This window comes from Caulobacter sp. GW821-FHT10E02 (assembly GCF_059415225.1).
In genome coordinates this window covers 389052-406542 of sequence record NZ_JBWKMV010000001.1, presented here as the reverse complement: position 1 = coordinate 406542, position 17491 = coordinate 389052, and the positions used below count along the sequence as shown (strand labels likewise).

Below are 17491 nucleotides of genomic sequence, written 5' to 3'. Positions count from 1 at the left end.
CGGGCCGGAGGGGGCCAGCGCGGCCGACCTCCAGCTTGCCCCCTCCGTCGGCTCCGCCGACACCTCCCCCGCATCGCGGGGGAGGATCTTGAAGGCCCTACCCGATCGCGCCGAACACCCAGGCCAGCACGGACTTCTGGGCGTGGATGCGGTTCTCGGCCTCGTCCCAGACCAGCGAGCGCGGGCCGTCCAGCACCGCGTCGGTGACTTCCTCGCCGCGGTGGGCCGGCAGGCAGTGGAGGAAGACGCCGTTGCCGGCGGCCAGGTCCATCAGGGCGTCGTCGACCTGGTAGGGCTCCAGCGCGGCCAGGCGCTCGTCGTGGTCGGTGTCGCCCATCGAGACCCAGGTGTCGGCCACCACCACGTCAGCGCCGGCCACGGCGGCCTTGGCGTCGGTGGTCATGCTGACCTTGCCCTGCAGGCCCTCGGCGCGGGCCAGGTCGTGCAGGTCGGCGTGATAGACCGCCGGACAGGCGATCTTCAGCTCGAAGCCCAGCAGCGGGGCGGCGTGGATGAAGCTGGAGCAGACATTGTTGCCGTCGCCGACCCAGGCGATCGTCTTGCCGGCGATCGGGCCGCGATGCTCCTCGATGGTGAGGATGTCGGCCATGATCTGGCAGGGGTGGCTCTTGTCGGTCAGGCCGTTGATCACCGGCACGGTCGAGTGCTGGGCGAAACGCTCAACATCCTCGTGCCGGTTGGCGCGGATCATCACCGCGTCGACCATGCGCGAGAGCACCTTGGCGGTGTCCTCAATGGTCTCGCCGCGACCCAGCTGCATGTCGTTGGACGTCGAGATGATGGCGCTGCCGCCCAATTGGCGCATGGCCGCGTCGAACGAGAAGCGGGTGCGGGTCGAGTTCTTCTGGAAGATCATCGACAGCACGCGGTCCTTGGCGGGCGCGTCGGCGTCGACCTTGCCCTGCGGCCAGCCCTTGCGGGCCGCCTTACGGGCGTGGGCGTCGTCCAGCATCAGGCGCAGGGTCGCGCCGTCCAGCTTCCACAGGTCGATGAAGTGCCGGGGGGTGGTCATCTTGGCCATGTCCCTAACGGTTCCGCCCGCCCCGGGGTCCGGAGCGGGCGGCTAGTGTTTGTTGTCGTTTTAGGCCGAGGCCTTGGCGCGCGCGGTTTCGCAGGCCTTTTCCAGCTTGGCGATCGCCTCGCTGGCTTCCTCGACGGTCAGGTTCAGCGGCGGCAGCAGGCGCACGCAGTTGTCGCCGCCGCCGGCGATCAGCAGCTTCTCGTCACGCGCCATGACCATGAACTCGCGGTTGTTCGGCACGACCTTGATGCCGACCAGCAGGCCCTTGCCACGGATGTCGACGATGACGTCCGGGAAGCGATCCTTCAGGCCGTTCAGCTGCTGGGTGAAGTAGCCGCCGACGGTCTTGACGTTGTCCAGCAGCTCTTCGCTGTTGATCGCGTCGAAGGCCGCGTTGCCGACCGCCATGGCCAGCGGGTTGCCGCCGTAGGTCGAGCCGTGGGTGCCAGGCGTCATGCCCTTGGCCGCTTCGTTGGTGGCGAGGCAAGCGCCGACCGGGAAGCCGCCGCCCAGGGCCTTGGCCACGCACATGATGTCCGGCTCGCTGCCCGGCGCCCACTCGTAGGCGAAGAGCTTGCCGGTCCGGCCCATGCCGCTCTGGACTTCGTCGTAGATCAGCAGGACGCCGGCGTCGCGGGTGATCTGGCGCAGCTCCAGGAGCTGGGCTTCGGTCAGGGCCCGCGCCCCGCCCTCACCTTGCACCGGCTCGATGATGACGCCGGCCGTGGTCGGGCCGATCGCCGCCTTCAGGGCGTCGAAGTCGCCGAACGGCAGCTGCACGAAGCCCGGCAGGCGCGGGCCGAAGCCGTCCAGATAGCCGGCGTTGCCCGAGGCGTTGACGGCGGCGTACGAGCGGCCGTGGAACGAGCCGTCGAAGCCGATGATGTCGATGCGCTCGGACTGGCCGTTCATCACGTGATAGCGGCGGGCGGCCTTCAGGGCGCACTCGATCGCCTCGGTGCCCGAGTTGGTGAAGAACACCACGTCGGCGAAGGTGGCCGCGCACAGCTTGTCGGCCAGCGTTTCCTGCTCGGGGATCGTGTAGATGTTGGAGACGTGCCAGAGCTTCTCGCCCTGGGTCTTCAGCGCGTCCACGAGGACCGGGTGGGCGTGACCCAGGCCGCAGGTGGCGATGCCCGCCACGCAGTCCAGATATTCGTCGCCCGTGGTCGAGAACAGGCGCGCGCCTCGGCCTCGCTCGAACGCCAGCGGGGCGCGGTTGTAGACGCCCATGATGTGGTGTTGTGCGGGGTTGGACGACGTCGCGGTGCTCAAGACCGGCCCTCCTTAAAAGGAAAGAAGCCCCCGCGCGTGAGCACGGGGACCGGAAGGCCGCAGGTTGTCGCCGTGGAACGACGTCGTGTCAATCAAGGGACTGTGAAGGTCGCTGAAAAACCGACGAATTCTGGCGTTTTCCGGCGGCTGTTGCGTCAGCTCTTCAGACGGTAACCGGTGACGAACAGACGCCAGCACCACAGGAACATGCCGGTGGTCAGCACGCCCATGCTGATCACCCCGATCAGGATCGAGCCGTCGGCATGACCGATGAAGCCGTAGCGGAAGCCGTCGATCAGATAGAAGAACGGGTTGAAGTGGCTGGCCGAGCGGAACGGCTCGGGCAGCTTGTCGACCAGGTAGAAGGTGCCCGACAGGAAGGTCATGGGCATGATCAGGAAGTTGGTCACGGCCGCCAGCTGATCGAACTTCTCGGCCCACAGACCGGCCAGCACGCCGGCCAGGCCCAGGATCAGCGACGCCGTCACGGCGAAATAGGCGATGGCCCACGGGTGGGCGACCGACAGGCCCGCGCCCGGCAGCACGCCGATGACGATGGCCGTGACGGCGCCCACGACCACGCCGCGGGTCGCCGCGCCGAGGGTGAAGCCCAGCACCTGCTCCAGCGCCGACAGCGGCGGCGTCAGGAAGTCCGGCGTCAGGCCCATCATCTTGGCCTGGATCAGCGAGGACGAGGAATTGGCGAAGGCGTTGTTGAGGATCGCCATCATGATCAGGCCCGGGGCCACGAAATGGCCGAAGGTGACGCCACCCACGGCCGGCCGGCTGGCGCCCACAGCGACCACGAAGACCAGCATGTAGAGCAGCGTGGTGACCACCGGCGCGGCCACCGTCTGGGTGCCGACCTTCCAGAATCGACGGATTTCGCGCTGATACAGCGTGACGAACCCGGACCAATTCCAGCCGTGATAGTCGCGCGGCTGCGGCGGAATGACGCTGTCGGCCATGTCTCTCATACGCTCAACCCGTTGTGTTGCTTGGCCATGTGCGCTCTGGGGGTCGTTTCCGCAAGCTTGGGCTTGCCTGAATCAACATCTTGTTTCTGTGGACAGAGTCGTTACCGCCCATTGTACCTTTTAACGCTTTCTTTACGATATGTAGTAGGACGACCGCCGGCGGGGCGGTCTGATCACCACATATAGGGGTGATGGGCGTGGGGACGCCCGTCTCTCCTAGGTAACGGCGGAGACGGGTTATGAGCTGGACCGACGAACGAGTCTCGACCTTGAAGAAGCTTTGGCTGGACGGCCTGTCGGCCAGCCAGATCGCCAAGCAACTGGGCGGCGTCACGCGCAACGCCGTCATCGGCAAGGTGCACCGCCTGGGCCTTTCGGGCCGCGCGGCCCCCTCGCAACCAGCGCGTCCGGCCTTCAAGGCTCCGCGTCCGGCGCGTCCGGCCGCCCAGGCCATGCCGTCGGCCCCGCGTCGCGTGACGCCGGTCGAGGCCCCGACCTCGTCGGTTCCGGTCGCCTCGGCCCCGCCGTCGCTGCCGGCTTTCCGTCATGAAGAGCCGGGCTCGGCCACCGTGCTGACCCTGGGCGCGCACATGTGCAAGTGGCCGATCGGCGATCCGTCGACCGACGGCTTCACCTTCTGCGGCCGCCGCTCGTCGGAAGGCCCCTACTGCGTCGAGCACGCCCGCGTGGCGTACCAGCCGCAGCAGACCAAGAAGAAGGGCGGCGCCACCGAGCTCGCCCGTTCGCTTCGCCGCTACATCTAATAAGAACAATAGTCTCTCAGGCGGCGGATCCCGGATGGCCCAAAAGGCCGTCCGGGATTTTCTATGTCCGGAGCCGGCGTCAGAGCCAGCCGAAGACCAGAGCCAGGCCCGCCAGGACGACAAGAGCGCCGACCCCGATCAGCAGGATGGGCGGATCCGGCTTGACCGGCGTTTCTGAGAGATCGGGCTCGCGCCCCTCCAACACCGCCTGCACGCGCGGCCACTCCTCGGCCAGCAGATGCTTCTTCAGACCGCCGGTCAGGAACCGGCTCGCCTGAGGACGGCCCAGGGTCAACAGGATCCGCTCACGCACGAAGTCCGGATCAAAGCCCGCCCACTCACCGGCGACCTGCATCAGGTTGTAGGCCAGGGCTGGGAAGACCTCCCGCTCGAAGATTTCCCGGACCTGATCCGCCGAAAAGCCGCCCTCGCGCGCCGCCCGGGCGATCGCCTCATAGTCCTGGCGCTGCATCTGGGTGTCGAGCAACAGCTCCGCCAGCGCGCACCAGAGCGGCATGCGCGCCGTGATCTCATCTTCGCTCAGTACGCGTTCAGCCATTTAACCCCGCCCCGGCTTTGTCCTATCTAGAAGCCCATGAGCGATCTGCCGCCAACCGATTCCAACGCCCCGCCCTATTCGGTCTCCGAGCTGGCCTTCGCCCTGAAGCGGACGCTGGAGGACCGGTATGGCTTCGTGCGGCTGCGCGGCGAGCTCAGCAAGGTCACCCACCACAGCAATGGCCACGTCTATCTGACCATCAAGGACGACAAGTCCGCGATCGACGGCGTCGTGTGGAAGGGCAATGTCCGCGGCCTGGGCGTACGGCCCGAGCATGGCCTCGAGGTCATCGTCACCGGCAAGATCACCACCTATCCGGCCGGCTCGCGCTACCAGATCGTCATCGACAGCATGGAAGCCGCCGGCGTCGGCGCGCTGTTGGCCCAGCTGGAACGCCTGAAAGCCAAGCTGGCAGCCGAGGGCCTGTTCGCGCCCGAGCGCAAGAAGCCCCTGCCCTCGATGCCGGCCGTGATCGGCGTCATCACCAGCCCGACCGGCGCGGTGATCCGCGACATCCTCCATCGCATCCGCGACCGCTGGCCCTGCCAGGTGCTGGTCTGGCCGTGCGTCGTCCAGGGCGACGCCGCCGCGGCCCAGGTCAGCGCGGCCATTCGCGGCTTCAACGCCATTGAACCCGGCGGCCCCGTGCCGCGCCCCGACATCGTGATCGTCGCGCGCGGCGGCGGTTCGGTCGAGGACCTCTGGGCCTTCAACGACGAGAGCCTGGCCCGCACCGTGGCCGAGGGGACCATCCCGCTGATCTCGGCCGTCGGCCACGAGACCGACACCACCCTGATCGACTTCGTCTCGGACCGCCGCGCGCCCACGCCGACGGCCGCCGCCGAGATGGCGACGCCGGTGCTGGCCGAACTCCGCGCCCTGATCTCGGACTTCGACCGCCGCCTGAACCGCACGGGCGCACGCCTGATCGAGGACCGCCGCACCCGCCTGGTCAGCGCCGCGCGCGGCCTGCCCCGTCCCGACGACATCCTCGCGCTGGCCCAGCAGCGGTTCGACATCGCGTCGGGACGCCTGGACGCGGCCCTGCACCGCAACACCACCGTCCACGCGCAAGAGCTGCTGAAGGTCACCGCGCGCCTGACGCCGGAGGTGCTGACCCGCCAGCGCGCCATCAAGGCCGATCGCCTGGGCGACCTCGCCAAGCGCCTGGACTTGGCCGCCCGCCGCGCGCCGGACCGCGTCGCCCAGCACGCCCGCCTGCCCGCCCTGTGGCAACGCCTGAACGCGGCGGGCGACCGCCGCCTGCAGCGCGACGCCGACCGCCTGGCCGGCCTGGAGAAGCTGCGCCAGTCTCTGAACCCCGAACGCCCGCTGGAGCTGGGCTTTGCTTTGGTCCGCAAGGGCGACGGCACCCTGGCCCGCTCGGCGGCCGACCTCGTCTCCGGCGAGCGCGTGAACCTGAAGTTCAAGAGCGGCGACCGCGACGCGGTGATCGACGGCGAAGGCGGCTTCGTCCCGCCGCCGGCGCCGGCCGCCGCCCCCGCGCCCAAGCCCCGCCCCAAGCCCGCCGCGCCGCCGGCCGGCCAGGGCGATCTGTTCTGAGACGCCTGTTTGGCGTAGAGTGAGCCTATGAACGCTTTCGATCGTGATCTCGGCAAGGACGGTCTGGCCGTCCTGCACTATGGCGACGGCGAGTTCGCCGTGCTCAGCCCCGGCCGCTTCGTGCTGTGCGCCATCACCAACAAGCAGATCCCCCTGGACGCCCTGCGCTACTGGAGCCCCGAGCACCAGGAGGCCTATGCCGGTCCCGCCGAAGCGCTGAAGCGTTGGCAGGGGGCCTGAGCCGCCGCGCGGTCCTCGCCGCGCTGCCGCTGACCACCCTCGCCGGAACGACCCGCGCCGCCGCGCCGGGCCTATCGCTGACGGGCAAGTTCGTCCAGGGCGGCTATGCCGTCGGCCGCACCACGCCGCGCGCGTTGATCGATGTCGACGGCTTGGTGCAGACCACCGCCTCGGCCAACGGCTGGTTCGTGATCGGCTTCGATCGCGACGCCCCGCCGACCAGCAAGCTGACCGTGACCACGCCCGACGGCTCCTCGGTCGACGAGCGGACCATCGCGGTCGGCGACTTCGACATCCAGCGCATCGACGGCCTGCCGCCCGAACAGGTGACGCCGACCGATCCGGCCCTGCTGGAGCGGATCACCGCCGAGAACATCCGCAAGGTCGCCGGCTTCGCCAGCCAGGCCGACCTCGAGGGATTCCGCGACGGCTTCATACTCCCGGTTGTGGGCGCGCGCCGTTCGGCCCGCTTCGGCGGACAGCGTATCCTCAATGGCGAACCCAAACGTCCCCATTATGGGGTTGATCTGGCCACGCCGGTGGGCACGCCGGTTCGCGCTCCGGCTGCGGGCCTGGTCTGCTTCGCCGAGACCGGATTGCACTACGAGGGCGGTCTCGTCCTGGTCGATCACGGCCAAGGTTTGGTGACCGCCTATCTGCACCTGTCCAAAATCCTAGCGCCGGCGGGGACTTATGTGACCCAGGGCCAGCTGATCGCCCAGACCGGCAAGGAAGGTCGGGCGACCGGACCGCACCTGTGCTGGCGCATGAAGTGGCGCGGCCGCAATCTGGATCCGTCGCTTCTGGTCGGAGCGGGCCCCTTCCGAACGTGAATTTCCGCGCTTTCGCCCCTGGCGCGAATTTCAATCTTTCGTTAGCTATGCCGCCGTTATCGGATCAGGAGGGTCGCGGGGGAGCGATCTGACGTTTCGGTCTTCCCGCAACATCCCTTAGGAGGCGGCTCCCGCATGTCGGCGGCGTTGGAAAAGCTGCGCTTTTTGCTGGTGGACGACAACCAGCATATCCGGTCGATCGTCTCGGCCATCCTCAAGGGCGTGGGCGTTCGCCACATCCGTGAAGCCATGGACGGGGCCGAGGGCCTGCAGATCCTGCGCGACTGGCAGACCGATATCGCCATCGTCGACTTCAAGATGACGCCGCTGGACGGGGTGCAGTTCACCCAGCTGGTGCGCAACTCGCCCGACAGTGTCGACCCGTTCCTGCCGATCATCATGCTGACCGGCTTCGCCGAGCGTCACCGCGTGTTCGAGGCCCGCGACGCCGGCGTGACCGAGGTGGTGGTGAAGCCCGTCACGGCCCGCTCGCTGCTGGACCGGATCAACACGGTGATCTTCCATCCGCGGCCGTTCATCCGCTCGCCGGAATATTTCGGGCCCTGCCGCCGTCGGCGCGTCGACCCGCACCATACCGGTCCCTTCCGCCGCTCGGGCGAGAAGGACGCGGGCGGCGGCGACGCCTCCGATACGCTGGAAATCTAGCCGCCCTGCCCCGCCGCCGCGCGTTCGCGCTCGGCCAGCGCCGCATAGACCTCATTCGGCCAGCGCCGGTGGACCCAGAACCACTCGGCCGGCCGCTCGCGGATGCGCTCTTCCAGGAAGGCGTTGATCATCCGCACGCCGGCCTCGATGTCGGCCGTGCGGTCGCCGGTGTTGGGCGGCACGATCGGCTCGTGCACCACCGCCCGGAAATAGGCGCCCTTTACTCGCTGCACCGACATGGTCTGCAGCACCGTGCCAAAACGGATCGCCATGCGGGTCGGAGCCGGCGCGGTGCGGGCGTCGTGGCCGAAGAACGGGGCCGCTACGCCGCTGTTGAACTTCTGGTCGTTCATCAGGGCCACGGATCGGCCCTGGTTCATCCCCCGCAGCAGTTCGCGCGAGCCGTCGCCGCCCTTGGGCGCGAACAGGCGCACGCCATAGCGGAAGCGGCTGTCGCGGATGCGCTTGTCGACATAGGGGTTGTTGGCCGCGCGATAGGTCATCTCGCAGGCCACGCCGCTGTCGACGATGGCCGCCGGCATGACCTCCCAGTTCGACAGGTGGCCCGAGACGAACACCACCGGGACATCGCCCTTGGCGATCTCCTCCAGGCGCTCCTTGTTGATCACCTCGACCCGGCCGGTGGACGGCAGGATCTTGTCCATCAACGGGAATTCGGCGAACGAGCGGCCCAGGCCCTCCCACTGCTCGTCCAGGATGCGGGCGTGCCAGGCGGCGTCCTTTTCCGGGAAGGCCAGCTTCAGATTGCGGCTCGCGACCTTGTGCGCGCCGCTGATCGGCCCGAACGTGCGGCCCAACCAGCCGCCGAAGTCCGAGGCGCGATCCACGCCCATCAGGCGCACCGCGCCGATAAAGAGGTCGAAGCCCAGGGCCTCCAACCGCCAAAGAATGTCCTGAACCCAGGGCTGACGCTTATCCGACATGGCTTCTAAGTAGGCTTGCTCGCACGTATCGCGCAACGTGGCTTCGCCCGGCACGCGACTTGCGGCTGTCAGCCCAGACCGTTCCGTTTCGGGACGGGTCGCGAGAAACTAGGGGGCAAGGCTTCCATGGGCAACGACATCGACACTCACCTGGGCAAGCGCCTGCGTCGCCGCCGTCGTCTGCTGGGTCTGACTCAGCAGCAACTGGCCGGCACGGTTGGCGTGCGCTTCCAGCAAATCCAGAAGTACGAGTGCGGCGCCAACCGCATCTCAGCCGCGCGTCTGTGGCAACTGTCCGAGGCCCTGGAAGTGCCGGTCGGCTACTTCTACGACGGCCTGTCGGACGTGCGCCGCGAGGCCGCCAGCGAGTCGGCCGAGGGTGGCGAGATGTTCGCCCGCAAGGAGACGCTGGACCTGATCCGCGCCTACTACCTGCTGGGCGAGCGTCCGCGCCGTCGCCTGCTGGACCTGGCCAAGTCGCTGAACGGCGGCGGTCCCGAGCACGCGGACGCATAAGATCGGTTGTGGCGTACGTGATGCGGGGGCGCTAAACCCCCGCTCATGACGCTTTCCGCTGACACGCTCGCGGCGCTCGACGCCTTCACGATCGATCTGAACCGCGCGTCCGCGGAGGTGATCCTGCCGTTGTTCCGGGCCGACCATGGGCTTGAGGACAAGGGGGCCGGCAAGAACCTCCCGCGCGACAGCCATGCCGCGTTCGACCCGGTGACGGAGGCCGATCGCGGCGCCGAGGCGGCGATCCGAAAGCTGATTTCGGAGCGCTATCCCGAGCACGGCGTGATCGGTGAAGAGTATGGCGAGGACCGTCCGGACGCCGAGTTCGTCTGGGTGCTGGACCCGATCGATGGCACGCGCGCCTTCATCTCGGGCCTGCCGCTGTGGACCACCCTGATCGGCCTGCGCCATCAGGGTCGCCCCGTGTTGGGCTCGATCGGCCAACCCTATGTCGGTGAGATCTTCATCGGCCACGCCGGCGGCTCACGGCTGATGTCGCGCGGCAAGAGCGCGCCGATCAAGGTCCGCGAGTGCGCCGACCTGACCGACGCCGTCATCGCCACCACCGATCCCGACGCCTGCTTCGACGGGGCCGAACGCGGCGCCTGGCTGCAGGTGCGCGCGGCGTCCAAGCTGGCCCGCCTGGGCTGCGACGCCTATGCCTACGCCATGGTCGCCATGGGCAAGATGGACATGGTCATCGAGGCCGGCCTGAAGTCCTGGGACATCGAAGCCGCCATCCCCCTGATCGAAGGCGCCGGCGGCATCGTCACCAACTGGCGCGGCGAGCCCGTCGGCCCGAACGGCGGCCAGATGGTCATCTCCGGCGACCGTCGTCCGCTGGACGAGGCGCTGGTCAGTCTGAAGCGTTCAGCGAAGTAATCGGCTCACGCGGCGCGACGGGATCGACCGTCTCGTCGAAGGCCTGCCAGAAGATCGCGCGGCGGGCGTCGGTCTCGACCAGGATTTCGTGGAAGGCCCCCGGGACCTCGACATAGCGCCCCTTGGGGATGCGCTTGGCGATCGATTCCGAGTCGGCGTTCAGCACCCGGTTGTCGAGTTCCGCCCCGGCGATGGTCACCGGGATCTGGATCTTCTCGACGCCCTTGCTACTCCGCAGCCAGGCGCAGGCCGAGATAGCGAAGTCCGCCCAGCCCCAGGTCATGCCGCCCAGCGCGATCTCGGGATCGGCCCTCAGTTGGGCCTGGTAGCGATCGTAACGTGTCTCGTCATGGGTCAGGCCGTCGCCCTGGAAGGTCTGGGTCAGCGGATCGTAGGCGGCCGAGACGTATTCGCCGGCCATCCCGACCCGGGACATTGTCCAGGCCAGGGGCTTGGCCAGCCACGGCGGCACGCCGGCCGTGTTCAGCCCCAGCATCGGCGCGGACAGCACGGCGGCGGCGAAACGCGTCTCGCCGTGGGCCAGGGCCAGCATGGTCAGGCAGCCGCCCATCGAGTGGGCCATGGCGATCCACGGCTTGGGCATCCGCGCCTCGAACGTGTCGAGCAGCGCGGTGTAGTCGGAGACGAAGGTCTTGAAGCCCCGGGCGTGGCCCCTGAGGCGGTCCGGCAAGCCGCGGGCCGACAGCCCCTGCCCTCGCCAGTCATGCAGCAGCACGGCGAAGCCGCGGCTCAGGAGGTCCTCGACGACCTCGAAATACTTCTCGATCGGCTCGCTGCGTCCGGGGCTGAGCACCACCGAACCCCGCGCGGGGCCTTGCGGGAAAAACGTCGCGGCGCGGAGGGTCGCCCCATCCGCGCCGCGAAACCATTCGGCCTTGCCGTTTGCGGGAACCAGCGCCTCGGGAATCGAGACCAGACGCGCCGGTTCTTCCGTCATCTTCGGCTTAGCGCATCTTGGCGAACAGAGCGCCCATCTTGGGCTGCAGGGCCATGGCCGTGCCCATGTCCGACAGCTTCAGCTTGCCGGTCATGACCGCCATGGTCGGGTCCAGCGAGCCGGCGCCGATGGCCAGCAGGTCGTCCAGGCTCAGCGTCATGGTCAGGTCGGCCGGCTTGTCCTCGTTGGTGACCGAACCGCCATCGATGTGGATGACGCCGGCGTCCTTCAGGTCGAACTTGAGGCTCTTGCCGAGACCGCTGTCGTCGCCCACGGCGCCCTTGATGCGGTCGGTGATTTCCTGAAGCGTGGCCATGAGCGCGATCTCCCTCTGCGCGAAAAAGTTTGACGGATAGCTAGACCGGGCCGTCCGGTTAAGTAAACACCGTTCAGACGACCCAGGGTCTATTTCTTCCCCACATAGAAGGCGACCTTAGTTGGCGTTTTTGTCAACTTTACCCGTACGGCGCCCTTGTGATCGTCGGGACGGAAATATGGCATCGCCTTCGCCTCCGGAAGCGGCGCCGTATGCCCGTCGGCGAACACCACGACCCCGCCGTCGGCGTTCAGGAAGGTGATCCCGGACATCTTCGGCGCCATGAAGCTGGCCACCCCAGCCAGGCGGCCGATCAGGCCGTTGGCCTCGTCGACGGTCGCCGTCAGCTCGCGGACGTCGTACTCCGTCGCCGACTTCAGCTGCGTGCCGAAGTCCATGACCGTGCCCATCTTCCAGTCGGGCGGGACATCGAAGACCAGGGTCGGATCGCCGCCCATCTGGGCCGCGGTCGGCAGGCGCTCGAAATAGCCGTCGGCGTTGACCGGCAGCGGCGTGCGCGTCCCGCTCTTCTCGACCAGGGTCACCTTGAGGTTCGCGGCCGGCTTGCCTTCGTGGCGCAGGGCGTAGGCCAGCTTGACGCGCGAGCGCTCGGCGGGCGGGACCTTCAGGAACTTCTCGAGATACGGCAGCACCTTGTCGGCGGGCGCGGTCTTCTCGGCCAGGGCCGGCGTGGCGACCACCGCCAGGGCGGCGGCCAGGATCAGGATGCGCTTCATTTGGGCTTCACGAACTTCAGGGTCATGCGGTCGCTTTCGCCGATGGCGTCATATTTGGCATGGTCGAAACCGGGCTCGGCTGGCTCGCCACGCGGGGCGGAAAGGCGCGTCGGCGGCAGGGTCCAGACGCCGAACGGGTGGTCCTTGGTGTCCTTGGGATTGGCGTTGATCTCGCTGGTCCCGGCCAGGACGAAGCCCGCCTCCTTGGCCATCTGGATCACGTAGTCCTGCTGGACATAGCCGTCGGCGGCCAGCACGTCCTGCACCCGGCCAGGCTCGCCGCGATGCTCCTCGACGCCCAGGACGCCGCCCGGCTTCAGCGCCGCCAGGGCGTCCTTGAAGGCCTTCTCGGCGACGCCGCCGGCCATCCAGTTGTGCAGGTTGCGCAGGAAGAGGACGAGGTCGGCCGTGCCCGCCGGCGCCACCGGGCCGCTGGTCGGGCCGAAGGCGGTGAAGGCCACCTCGCCATAGATTTTCTTCTTCTCGGTCAGCTTGCGGCGATACCCCTCGACGATCTCGGCGGCGGCCGGGTCGGAAGGATCGCTGGTCTCCAGCACCGCCTCGTAGAGCTTGCCGTGGCTGTCGGCCAGGAAGGGCCCGAGGATGTCGGTGTACCAGCCCGCGCCGGGCCAGAACTCGACCACGGTCTGGCCGGGCTGCAGCCCCCAGAACTTCAGGGTCTCGACCGGATGCCGCCACAGATCGCGGGCTCGGTCGGCGGGCAGGCGCCAGTCGCCGGCCACGGCCGACTCGATGGTCGCCGGCCCGGCCTTTTCGGCGGCCTTGGCCTCGGTCTTGGACGGATCGTTCTTCTTGCCGCAGGCCGAGAGGCCCAGCGCGCCAACGCTCGCCAGGACCCCTCGCCGCGACCAATACTGAGCTGGAAGCATCATCCCCCCGAAACGCGCGCCAGCCTATGGGCCGACCTTGACCAAAGTCAGGCCGGCTTCTTGAAGCGCAGGGTCATGCGGTCGCTCTCGCCGATCGCGTCGTACTTGGCGCGGTCGAAGTTCGGGTTGGCCGGCTGGCCGCCCGGCGCGGTGCGCTTGGTCGGCGGCAGGGTCCAGACGCCGAAGGGATGGTCCTTGGTGTCCTTGGGATTGGCATTGATCTCGGACTTGGCGTCCAGCTTGAAGCCGGCCTTCTCGGCCAGGGCGACCACCGTGGCGGTGTTCAGGTAGCCGTCGGCGCCGGCTTCCTTTTCCGAGCGCGGGTCGGCGCGGTGATCCTCGATCGCCAGCACGCCGCCCGGCTTCAGCACGGCGAAGAAGTCGGCGAACACCTTGTCGGCCATGCCCGGCGCTTGCGTCCAGTTGTGGACGTTGCGGGCCGTCAGCACGACGTCGGCCGAGCCGGGCGCGCCCAGCGGACCCGAGACGGCGCCGAAGTTGGCGAACTGCGGCTTGCCGTACTTGGCCGCGTCGGCGAAGCGGGCCTCGAAGTCGGCGCGGCCCTTCTTGGCCCCTTCCGAGATCTTCGGGTTCGACAGGTCGGCGACCGCGGCGACGTACGTGCCGCCGGTGGCCTTGGCGTACGGGGCAAGGATTTCGGTCCAGTAGCCGCCGCCCGGCGAGATCTCGATGATCGTCTGCTTGGGCTTCACGCCCCAGAACGACAGGCTGTCATAAGGATGGCGGGCGCCGTCGCGGGCGACATCGCCGGCGGGGCGGGTCGACGAGGCGACGGCGGCCTTGAGAGCGGCGTCGGTCGACGCAAAGGCGGCGGTCGCGGAAAGGCTCAGCGCGGCGGCGAGCAGCAGGACTTGGCGGCGAAGCGGCATGGGGTCGTGTCCTTCGACGGAGGGGGCGACGGGTTGGAAGTGCGGGGACCTTAGCCGGGGGAACCCGTGCGTCAAACGATTCACGTTCTTTGAGTTGGACGCCCCTTGAACCGGAAAATCCGCTCACCAACTAGTTTCACGAAGGCGCTGGACACCCGGGCCTTCCGGACCACCTGGCGATGCCGATTTCGGGTCGCCGACGGGACGAACATCAAAGACCTTGCTTGATAAGAAGGATCTGACCCTATGCGTACGATCGACCTTTCGCCCCTGTACCGCTCGCTCGTCGGCTTCGACCGCCTCGCCGACCAGCTGGACGCCGCCGCCCGCACCGAAGCGGCCTCGGGCTATCCCCCCTACAACATCGAACGCACCGGCGAGAACGACTACCGCATCGAGATCGCGGTGGCCGGTTTCAAGCCGGACGAACTGGCCGTCGAAGTGAAGGAAAACCTGCTGACCGTCACCGGTCGCAAGGCGGCCAATGACGGCGACGCCAAGCAGTACCTGCATCGCGGCCTGGCCGAGCGCAATTTCGAGCGCAAGTTCCAGCTGACCGACTACCTGGTCGTCGTCGACGCCGACCTGTCGAACGGCCTGCTGTCGATCGCGCTGAAGCGTGAACTGCCGGAGGCCCTGAAGCCTCGCACGGTGGAGATCAAGTCGAGCCCTTCGTCGACCCTGATCGAAGGCGAAAAGGCCGCCTAACCGGCAGCCTCTCCTTAGTCTCCCCCCACTATCCCCTCTGAACTTGGGCGGCGTCGCGAGACGCCGCCTTTTTCATGTTCAGCGCAAGGACAGGTCCAGGCCATGGACCCGGGTCAGGTCCACCTGGCGGAAGCTGGTCTTGGCCACGCGGGCGCCGGTCAGGTCCGCCCCGCGCAGGTCGGCGTCGTCGAACACCGCCTCGCTGAGGTCGGCGGACTGGACCAGGGCATAGCGCAGACGGGCGGCTTGCAGGTTCGCCGGGGTCTGGCGGTCCGGCCCCAGCGGCAGCGGCGACAGCACAGCCTGGCGCAGGTCGGCCTTGGTCAGGTTGGCTCCGGTCAGCCGGGCCCCGCGCAGATCGGCGCCGCGCAGGATGGCCCCGCGCAGGTCGGCGTTCTGCAGGTTCGCGCCCTGGAGCTGGGCGCCGGAAAGATCCAGGCCGACCATGCAGGCGCCTTTGGCGTCCATGGCGGTCAGGCGCAGACCCTTCAGCCGATCGCCGAGCGGTCGCAGGTCTTCGCCGGCGAGACGCGCGGCCTGGCCTTCCTTGCCGCCGGTCTGGCACCAGCGCTGGTTATCGAGGCAGCGCTTGTAGAGGTCGTCGGCCTTGGCCACGGCCTCGCGGGTCGAGGCTTGCAGCGTGCCCGTCATGCTGGCGCCGCTGACCCGGGCGGTGGAGGTGTCGACGCCCGTCATCACCGCGCCGGTGAAGTTGGCCCCTTCGAGATTGGCCCCCTTCACGTCGGCGCCGTCCAGGATGGCCCCAGCCAGATTGGCTTCCTTGAGGTTCGCGCCGGCCAGCTTGGCGCCCTTCAACGAGCAGTCGCTGAAGTCGGCCTTGAACGCCGAGACGCCCTCGAACTGCGAGCCGTCCAGGGTGGCGCCCGAGAAGTTGACCTCGTCCACCTCGCCCTGGCGGGTCTCGTGGCGCATGGTCTCCAGCCCCTTGCGGGGATGCGGGATGGCGATCTGGCCTTCGCGGAAGTCGGCCTGGGTCAGGTCGGCCTGGGCCAGGTTCGCGCCGCGCAGGCAGGCGCCGCGCAGGTCGGCGCGCACCAGCGAGGCCTGGCGCATGTCGCTGGTTCGCAGGTCGCAGCCGAACAGGCTGGCGCGATCGAGCTTGGTGCGGACAAGGCGGCAGCCTTCGAGGACGGAGGCGGTCAGGTCCGCGTCAGTCAGATTCCGAAACGACAGATCTAGGCCCGACAGCTGCACGAAGCGTAGGGAAGCGCGTTTGCCGCCCTGCTTGCCGGTAACGAATTTCTCGTGCGCCGTTACGATCATGTCGAGCTCGGCTTGGCTCAGGCGTCGCCGCCCGGCCACGCTTTGCGCGGCGTTCATAACGATGGTTCCCCGTTAGGTTCTTTTTTGAGTTACGCGCACTGTAGCTACGAGGGACGAGCGAACTGTTAAGCGTGCGTCCGTTTGTCGCAATATTTTCTCAGATAACATCGTCCAGACCGCGCGCCGCCAGGCGGATCGCGCCGGTCAGATCGATGTCCTTGAGATTGGCTCCGGTGAAATTGGCGCGCGACACGTCCGCGCCGGCCATGCGGGCCTGGCGAAGATCGGCGCGGGCAAGATCGGCATTGGCCAGGATGGCGCCCGTCAAATCCACCGGCAGCACGCGGTCTGCGGCGATCAGCAGCGGGCCCAGCTGGGCGTCGCGCAGGTCCGAACCCGTCAGCTTGGCGCCCTTCAGCCGCGCGCCGCGCAGGTCGGCCCGGCGCAGGTTGCAGGCCCGCAGGTCCGCCCCGTCCAGCTGCGCGCCCTGCATCTGCGCGCCTTCCATGTCGAGGCCATAGAACACCGCGCCCTTGGCCGAGAGGGCCGTCAGGTTGAAGCCGCGGATCGAGCGAAGGTTACGAAGGTCGGCCTTGTCGAACACCGAGGGCTTGCCCTCCGCGCCGCCGGTCTCGATCCACTTGGCGTGGTCGGCGATCATCTGCTCGTAGGGCAGGTCGGAGACGCTGGTGCCTGACGCCTTGTCGGTCAGGGCGCCTTCCATGTTGGTGTCGTTGACGTTCCACGACATGGTCTTGGCGCCGACCAGCACCGTGTTGCGCAGGTCGGCCCCAGCCAGGTTAGCGCCCGACAGGTCGGCGCCGGCGAGGTTCGCCCCGTTGAAATTGGCCTGCTTGAGGTTGGCGCGGACCAGCTTGGCGTCCTTGAGGATCGCGTCGCTGAAGTCGGCCTTGGTGGCGACGATGCCCGACAGGCGCGAGCGCTCCAGATTGGCGCCCGACAGGTTGGCGCCCTTGGCGTAGGCGTCGCGCTGGACGGCCTCGATGACGCGATAGCCTTCCTTGCGGTCGGCGGCGGCGATCGTGCCTTCGCGCAGGTCGGCCTCGAACATGTCGGCGCCGGTCAGGTTGGCGCCGCGCAGACTGGACCCGCGCAGGTCGGCGCGACGCAAGGACGCGTCGGTCAGGTCCGCGCCCTGAATGTCGGCGCCGTAGAGGTTGGCGTTGTCCAGCTTGGTCTTGCGCAGGTCGCAGCCGACCATCAGCGCGCCGGTGAAATCGGCGTCGCAGAGATTGCGGCCCGGCAGCGACAGGCCCGACAGATCACAGAACGCGAACACGGCGCGAGCCCCGCCCAGACGGGCCGACCACAGGCGATCGTGCTTCGCGCAGATGACGTCAACGTCGTGCTGCGTAAGGCGCTTGTATTCCTGTGTCGTGGTGGCGGCGGCGCTCATGTCTGGCATGGAATCCCGGATACGGGATCA

Annotated in this window: 20 protein-coding genes; 8 read left to right on the top strand and 12 right to left on the bottom strand. The window is 68.2% G+C overall.

Going from position 1 to position 17491, the window contains the following annotated elements:
- Nucleotides 1–97: 97 nt before the first annotated feature.
- From argF to AC07NI_RS01895, 3 genes are all read right to left on the bottom strand, one after another.
- Nucleotides 98–1033: an ornithine carbamoyltransferase gene (gene argF, locus AC07NI_RS01905; RefSeq protein WP_494615497.1), complete on the bottom strand. Its 936-nt coding sequence runs from the start codon at nt 1031–1033 to the stop codon at nt 98–100.
- Between the two features lie 69 nt (nt 1034–1102).
- On the bottom strand, nt 1103–2317 hold the full coding sequence (locus AC07NI_RS01900) for an aspartate aminotransferase family protein (protein WP_494615496.1): 1215 nt from the start codon (nt 2315–2317) through the stop codon (nt 1103–1105).
- Between the two features lie 155 nt (nt 2318–2472).
- The gene (locus AC07NI_RS01895) at nt 2473–3294 is read right to left on the bottom strand and encodes an ABC transporter permease (RefSeq protein WP_494615494.1); all 822 of its coding nucleotides are present in this window, start codon (nt 3292–3294) and stop codon (nt 2473–2475) included.
- A 239-nt stretch (nt 3295–3533) separates the two neighbouring features.
- On the opposite strand from AC07NI_RS01895, the gene gcrA reads away from it, so the two are divergent.
- Entirely contained in the window at nt 3534–4058 is a 525-nt protein-coding gene (gene gcrA, locus AC07NI_RS01890) for a cell cycle sigma 70 cofactor GcrA (protein ID WP_494615492.1), read from the top strand.
- Between the two features lie 79 nt (nt 4059–4137).
- Here the strand turns inward: gcrA and AC07NI_RS01885 are convergent, their stop codons facing one another.
- On the bottom strand, nt 4138–4617 hold the full coding sequence (locus tag AC07NI_RS01885; RefSeq protein WP_494615490.1) for a DUF7079 family protein: 480 nt from the start codon (nt 4615–4617) through the stop codon (nt 4138–4140).
- Between the two features lie 36 nt (nt 4618–4653).
- Here AC07NI_RS01885 and xseA point away from each other — a divergent pair, with 36 nt between their 5' ends.
- From xseA to AC07NI_RS01865, 4 genes are all read left to right on the top strand, one after another.
- Nucleotides 4654–6180, top strand: coding sequence for an exodeoxyribonuclease VII large subunit (gene xseA, locus AC07NI_RS01880; RefSeq protein WP_494615488.1), 1527 nt, complete (start codon nt 4654–4656; stop codon nt 6178–6180).
- Nucleotides 6181–6207: 27 nt separating this feature from the next.
- Nucleotides 6208–6420 carry a DUF2093 domain-containing protein gene (locus AC07NI_RS01875; protein WP_494615484.1) on the top strand — a complete coding sequence of 71 codons (213 nt, stop codon included), beginning with the start codon at nt 6208–6210 and terminating at the stop codon, nt 6418–6420.
- Nucleotides 6405–7253: a M23 family metallopeptidase gene (locus AC07NI_RS01870; RefSeq protein WP_494615481.1), complete on the top strand. Its 849-nt coding sequence runs from the start codon at nt 6405–6407 to the stop codon at nt 7251–7253. The genes AC07NI_RS01875 and AC07NI_RS01870 overlap by 16 nt, the downstream gene beginning before the upstream one ends.
- Before the next feature lie 135 nt (nt 7254–7388).
- Nucleotides 7389–7919 (top strand): response regulator, encoded by a 531-nt coding sequence (locus AC07NI_RS01865; RefSeq protein ID WP_494615480.1) that lies wholly within the window; start codon nt 7389–7391, stop codon nt 7917–7919.
- Here AC07NI_RS01865 and AC07NI_RS01860 read toward each other — a convergent pair.
- Nucleotides 7916–8863, bottom strand: coding sequence for a lysophospholipid acyltransferase family protein (locus AC07NI_RS01860; RefSeq protein WP_494615479.1), 948 nt, complete (start codon nt 8861–8863; stop codon nt 7916–7918). The genes AC07NI_RS01865 and AC07NI_RS01860 overlap by 4 nt on opposite strands.
- A 126-nt stretch (nt 8864–8989) precedes the next feature.
- Here AC07NI_RS01860 and AC07NI_RS01855 point away from each other — a divergent pair, with 126 nt between their 5' ends.
- On the top strand, nt 8990–9379 hold the full coding sequence (locus AC07NI_RS01855) for a helix-turn-helix domain-containing protein (RefSeq protein ID WP_494615477.1): 390 nt from the start codon (nt 8990–8992) through the stop codon (nt 9377–9379).
- A gap of 45 nt (nt 9380–9424) precedes the next feature.
- Nucleotides 9425–10261, top strand: a complete 837-nt coding sequence (gene hisN / locus AC07NI_RS01850) for a histidinol-phosphatase (RefSeq protein WP_494615475.1) — start codon at nt 9425–9427, stop codon at nt 10259–10261.
- Here the strand turns inward: hisN and AC07NI_RS01845 are convergent.
- From AC07NI_RS01845 to AC07NI_RS01825, 5 genes are all read right to left on the bottom strand, one after another.
- Nucleotides 10236–11219 carry an alpha/beta fold hydrolase gene (locus AC07NI_RS01845; RefSeq protein ID WP_494615473.1) on the bottom strand — a complete coding sequence of 328 codons (984 nt, stop codon included), beginning with the start codon at nt 11217–11219 and terminating at the stop codon, nt 10236–10238. The two genes, hisN and AC07NI_RS01845, sit on opposite strands and share 26 nt — an antisense overlap.
- Nucleotides 11220–11226: 7 nt before the next feature.
- Complete coding sequence (locus AC07NI_RS01840; RefSeq protein WP_125158677.1) at nt 11227–11535, bottom strand: SCP2 sterol-binding domain-containing protein; 309 nt, start codon at nt 11533–11535, stop codon at nt 11227–11229.
- 89 nt (nt 11536–11624) lie between these two features.
- Complete coding sequence (locus AC07NI_RS01835) at nt 11625–12272, bottom strand: DUF2987 domain-containing protein (RefSeq protein WP_494615470.1); 648 nt, start codon at nt 12270–12272, stop codon at nt 11625–11627.
- Entirely contained in the window at nt 12269–13165 is an 897-nt protein-coding gene (locus AC07NI_RS01830; RefSeq protein ID WP_494615468.1) for a class I SAM-dependent methyltransferase, read from the bottom strand. Before AC07NI_RS01830 ends, AC07NI_RS01835 begins: the two co-directional genes overlap by 4 nt.
- 44 nt (nt 13166–13209) lie before the next feature.
- On the bottom strand, nt 13210–14052 hold the full coding sequence (locus AC07NI_RS01825; protein WP_494615466.1) for a class I SAM-dependent methyltransferase: 843 nt from the start codon (nt 14050–14052) through the stop codon (nt 13210–13212).
- A gap of 246 nt (nt 14053–14298) precedes the next feature.
- On the opposite strand from AC07NI_RS01825, the gene AC07NI_RS01820 reads away from it, so the two are divergent.
- Nucleotides 14299–14760, top strand: coding sequence for an Hsp20 family protein (locus AC07NI_RS01820; RefSeq protein WP_494615463.1), 462 nt, complete (start codon nt 14299–14301; stop codon nt 14758–14760).
- Nucleotides 14761–14838: 78 nt separating this feature from the next.
- Here the strand turns inward: AC07NI_RS01820 and AC07NI_RS01815 are convergent, their stop codons facing one another.
- Together AC07NI_RS01815 and AC07NI_RS01810 are read right to left on the bottom strand one after the other, a co-directional pair.
- Nucleotides 14839–16101 carry a pentapeptide repeat-containing protein gene (locus AC07NI_RS01815; protein WP_494615460.1) on the bottom strand — a complete coding sequence of 421 codons (1263 nt, stop codon included), beginning with the start codon at nt 16099–16101 and terminating at the stop codon, nt 14839–14841.
- A 100-nt stretch (nt 16102–16201) separates the two neighbouring features.
- Nucleotides 16202–17461: a pentapeptide repeat-containing protein gene (locus AC07NI_RS01810; RefSeq protein WP_494615457.1), complete on the bottom strand. Its 1260-nt coding sequence runs from the start codon at nt 17459–17461 to the stop codon at nt 16202–16204.
- Between the last annotated feature and the right edge of the window lie 30 nt (nt 17462–17491).

Coding starts and splice junctions, on each gene's coding strand:
- AC07NI_RS01885 (WP_494615490.1), bottom strand. CDS start 4,617: ATGGCTGAACGCGTACTGAGCGAAGATGAGATCACGGCGCGCATGCCG.
- hisN (WP_494615475.1), top strand. CDS start 9,425: ATGACGCTTTCCGCTGACACGCTCGCGGCGCTCGACGCCTTCACGATC.
- AC07NI_RS01810 (WP_494615457.1), bottom strand. CDS start 17,461: ATGAGCGCCGCCGCCACCACGACACAGGAATACAAGCGCCTTACGCAG.
- AC07NI_RS01860 (WP_494615479.1), bottom strand. CDS start 8,863: ATGTCGGATAAGCGTCAGCCCTGGGTTCAGGACATTCTTTGGCGGTTG.
- argF (WP_494615497.1), bottom strand. CDS start 1,033: ATGACCACCCCCCGGCACTTCATCGACCTGTGGAAGCTGGACGGCGCG.
- AC07NI_RS01855 (WP_494615477.1), top strand. CDS start 8,990: ATGGGCAACGACATCGACACTCACCTGGGCAAGCGCCTGCGTCGCCGC.
- AC07NI_RS01895 (WP_494615494.1), bottom strand. CDS start 3,294: ATGAGAGACATGGCCGACAGCGTCATTCCGCCGCAGCCGCGCGACTAT.
- AC07NI_RS01825 (WP_494615466.1), bottom strand. CDS start 14,052: ATGCCGCTTCGCCGCCAAGTCCTGCTGCTCGCCGCCGCGCTGAGCCTT.
- AC07NI_RS01820 (WP_494615463.1), top strand. CDS start 14,299: ATGCGTACGATCGACCTTTCGCCCCTGTACCGCTCGCTCGTCGGCTTC.
- AC07NI_RS01875 (WP_494615484.1), top strand. CDS start 6,208: ATGAACGCTTTCGATCGTGATCTCGGCAAGGACGGTCTGGCCGTCCTG.
- AC07NI_RS01835 (WP_494615470.1), bottom strand. CDS start 12,272: ATGAAGCGCATCCTGATCCTGGCCGCCGCCCTGGCGGTGGTCGCCACG.
- AC07NI_RS01815 (WP_494615460.1), bottom strand. CDS start 16,101: ATGAACGCCGCGCAAAGCGTGGCCGGGCGGCGACGCCTGAGCCAAGCC.
- gcrA (WP_494615492.1), top strand. CDS start 3,534: ATGAGCTGGACCGACGAACGAGTCTCGACCTTGAAGAAGCTTTGGCTG.
- xseA (WP_494615488.1), top strand. CDS start 4,654: ATGAGCGATCTGCCGCCAACCGATTCCAACGCCCCGCCCTATTCGGTC.
- AC07NI_RS01840 (WP_125158677.1), bottom strand. CDS start 11,535: ATGGCCACGCTTCAGGAAATCACCGACCGCATCAAGGGCGCCGTGGGC.
- AC07NI_RS01830 (WP_494615468.1), bottom strand. CDS start 13,165: ATGATGCTTCCAGCTCAGTATTGGTCGCGGCGAGGGGTCCTGGCGAGC.
- AC07NI_RS01845 (WP_494615473.1), bottom strand. CDS start 11,219: ATGACGGAAGAACCGGCGCGTCTGGTCTCGATTCCCGAGGCGCTGGTT.
- AC07NI_RS01865 (WP_494615480.1), top strand. CDS start 7,389: ATGTCGGCGGCGTTGGAAAAGCTGCGCTTTTTGCTGGTGGACGACAAC.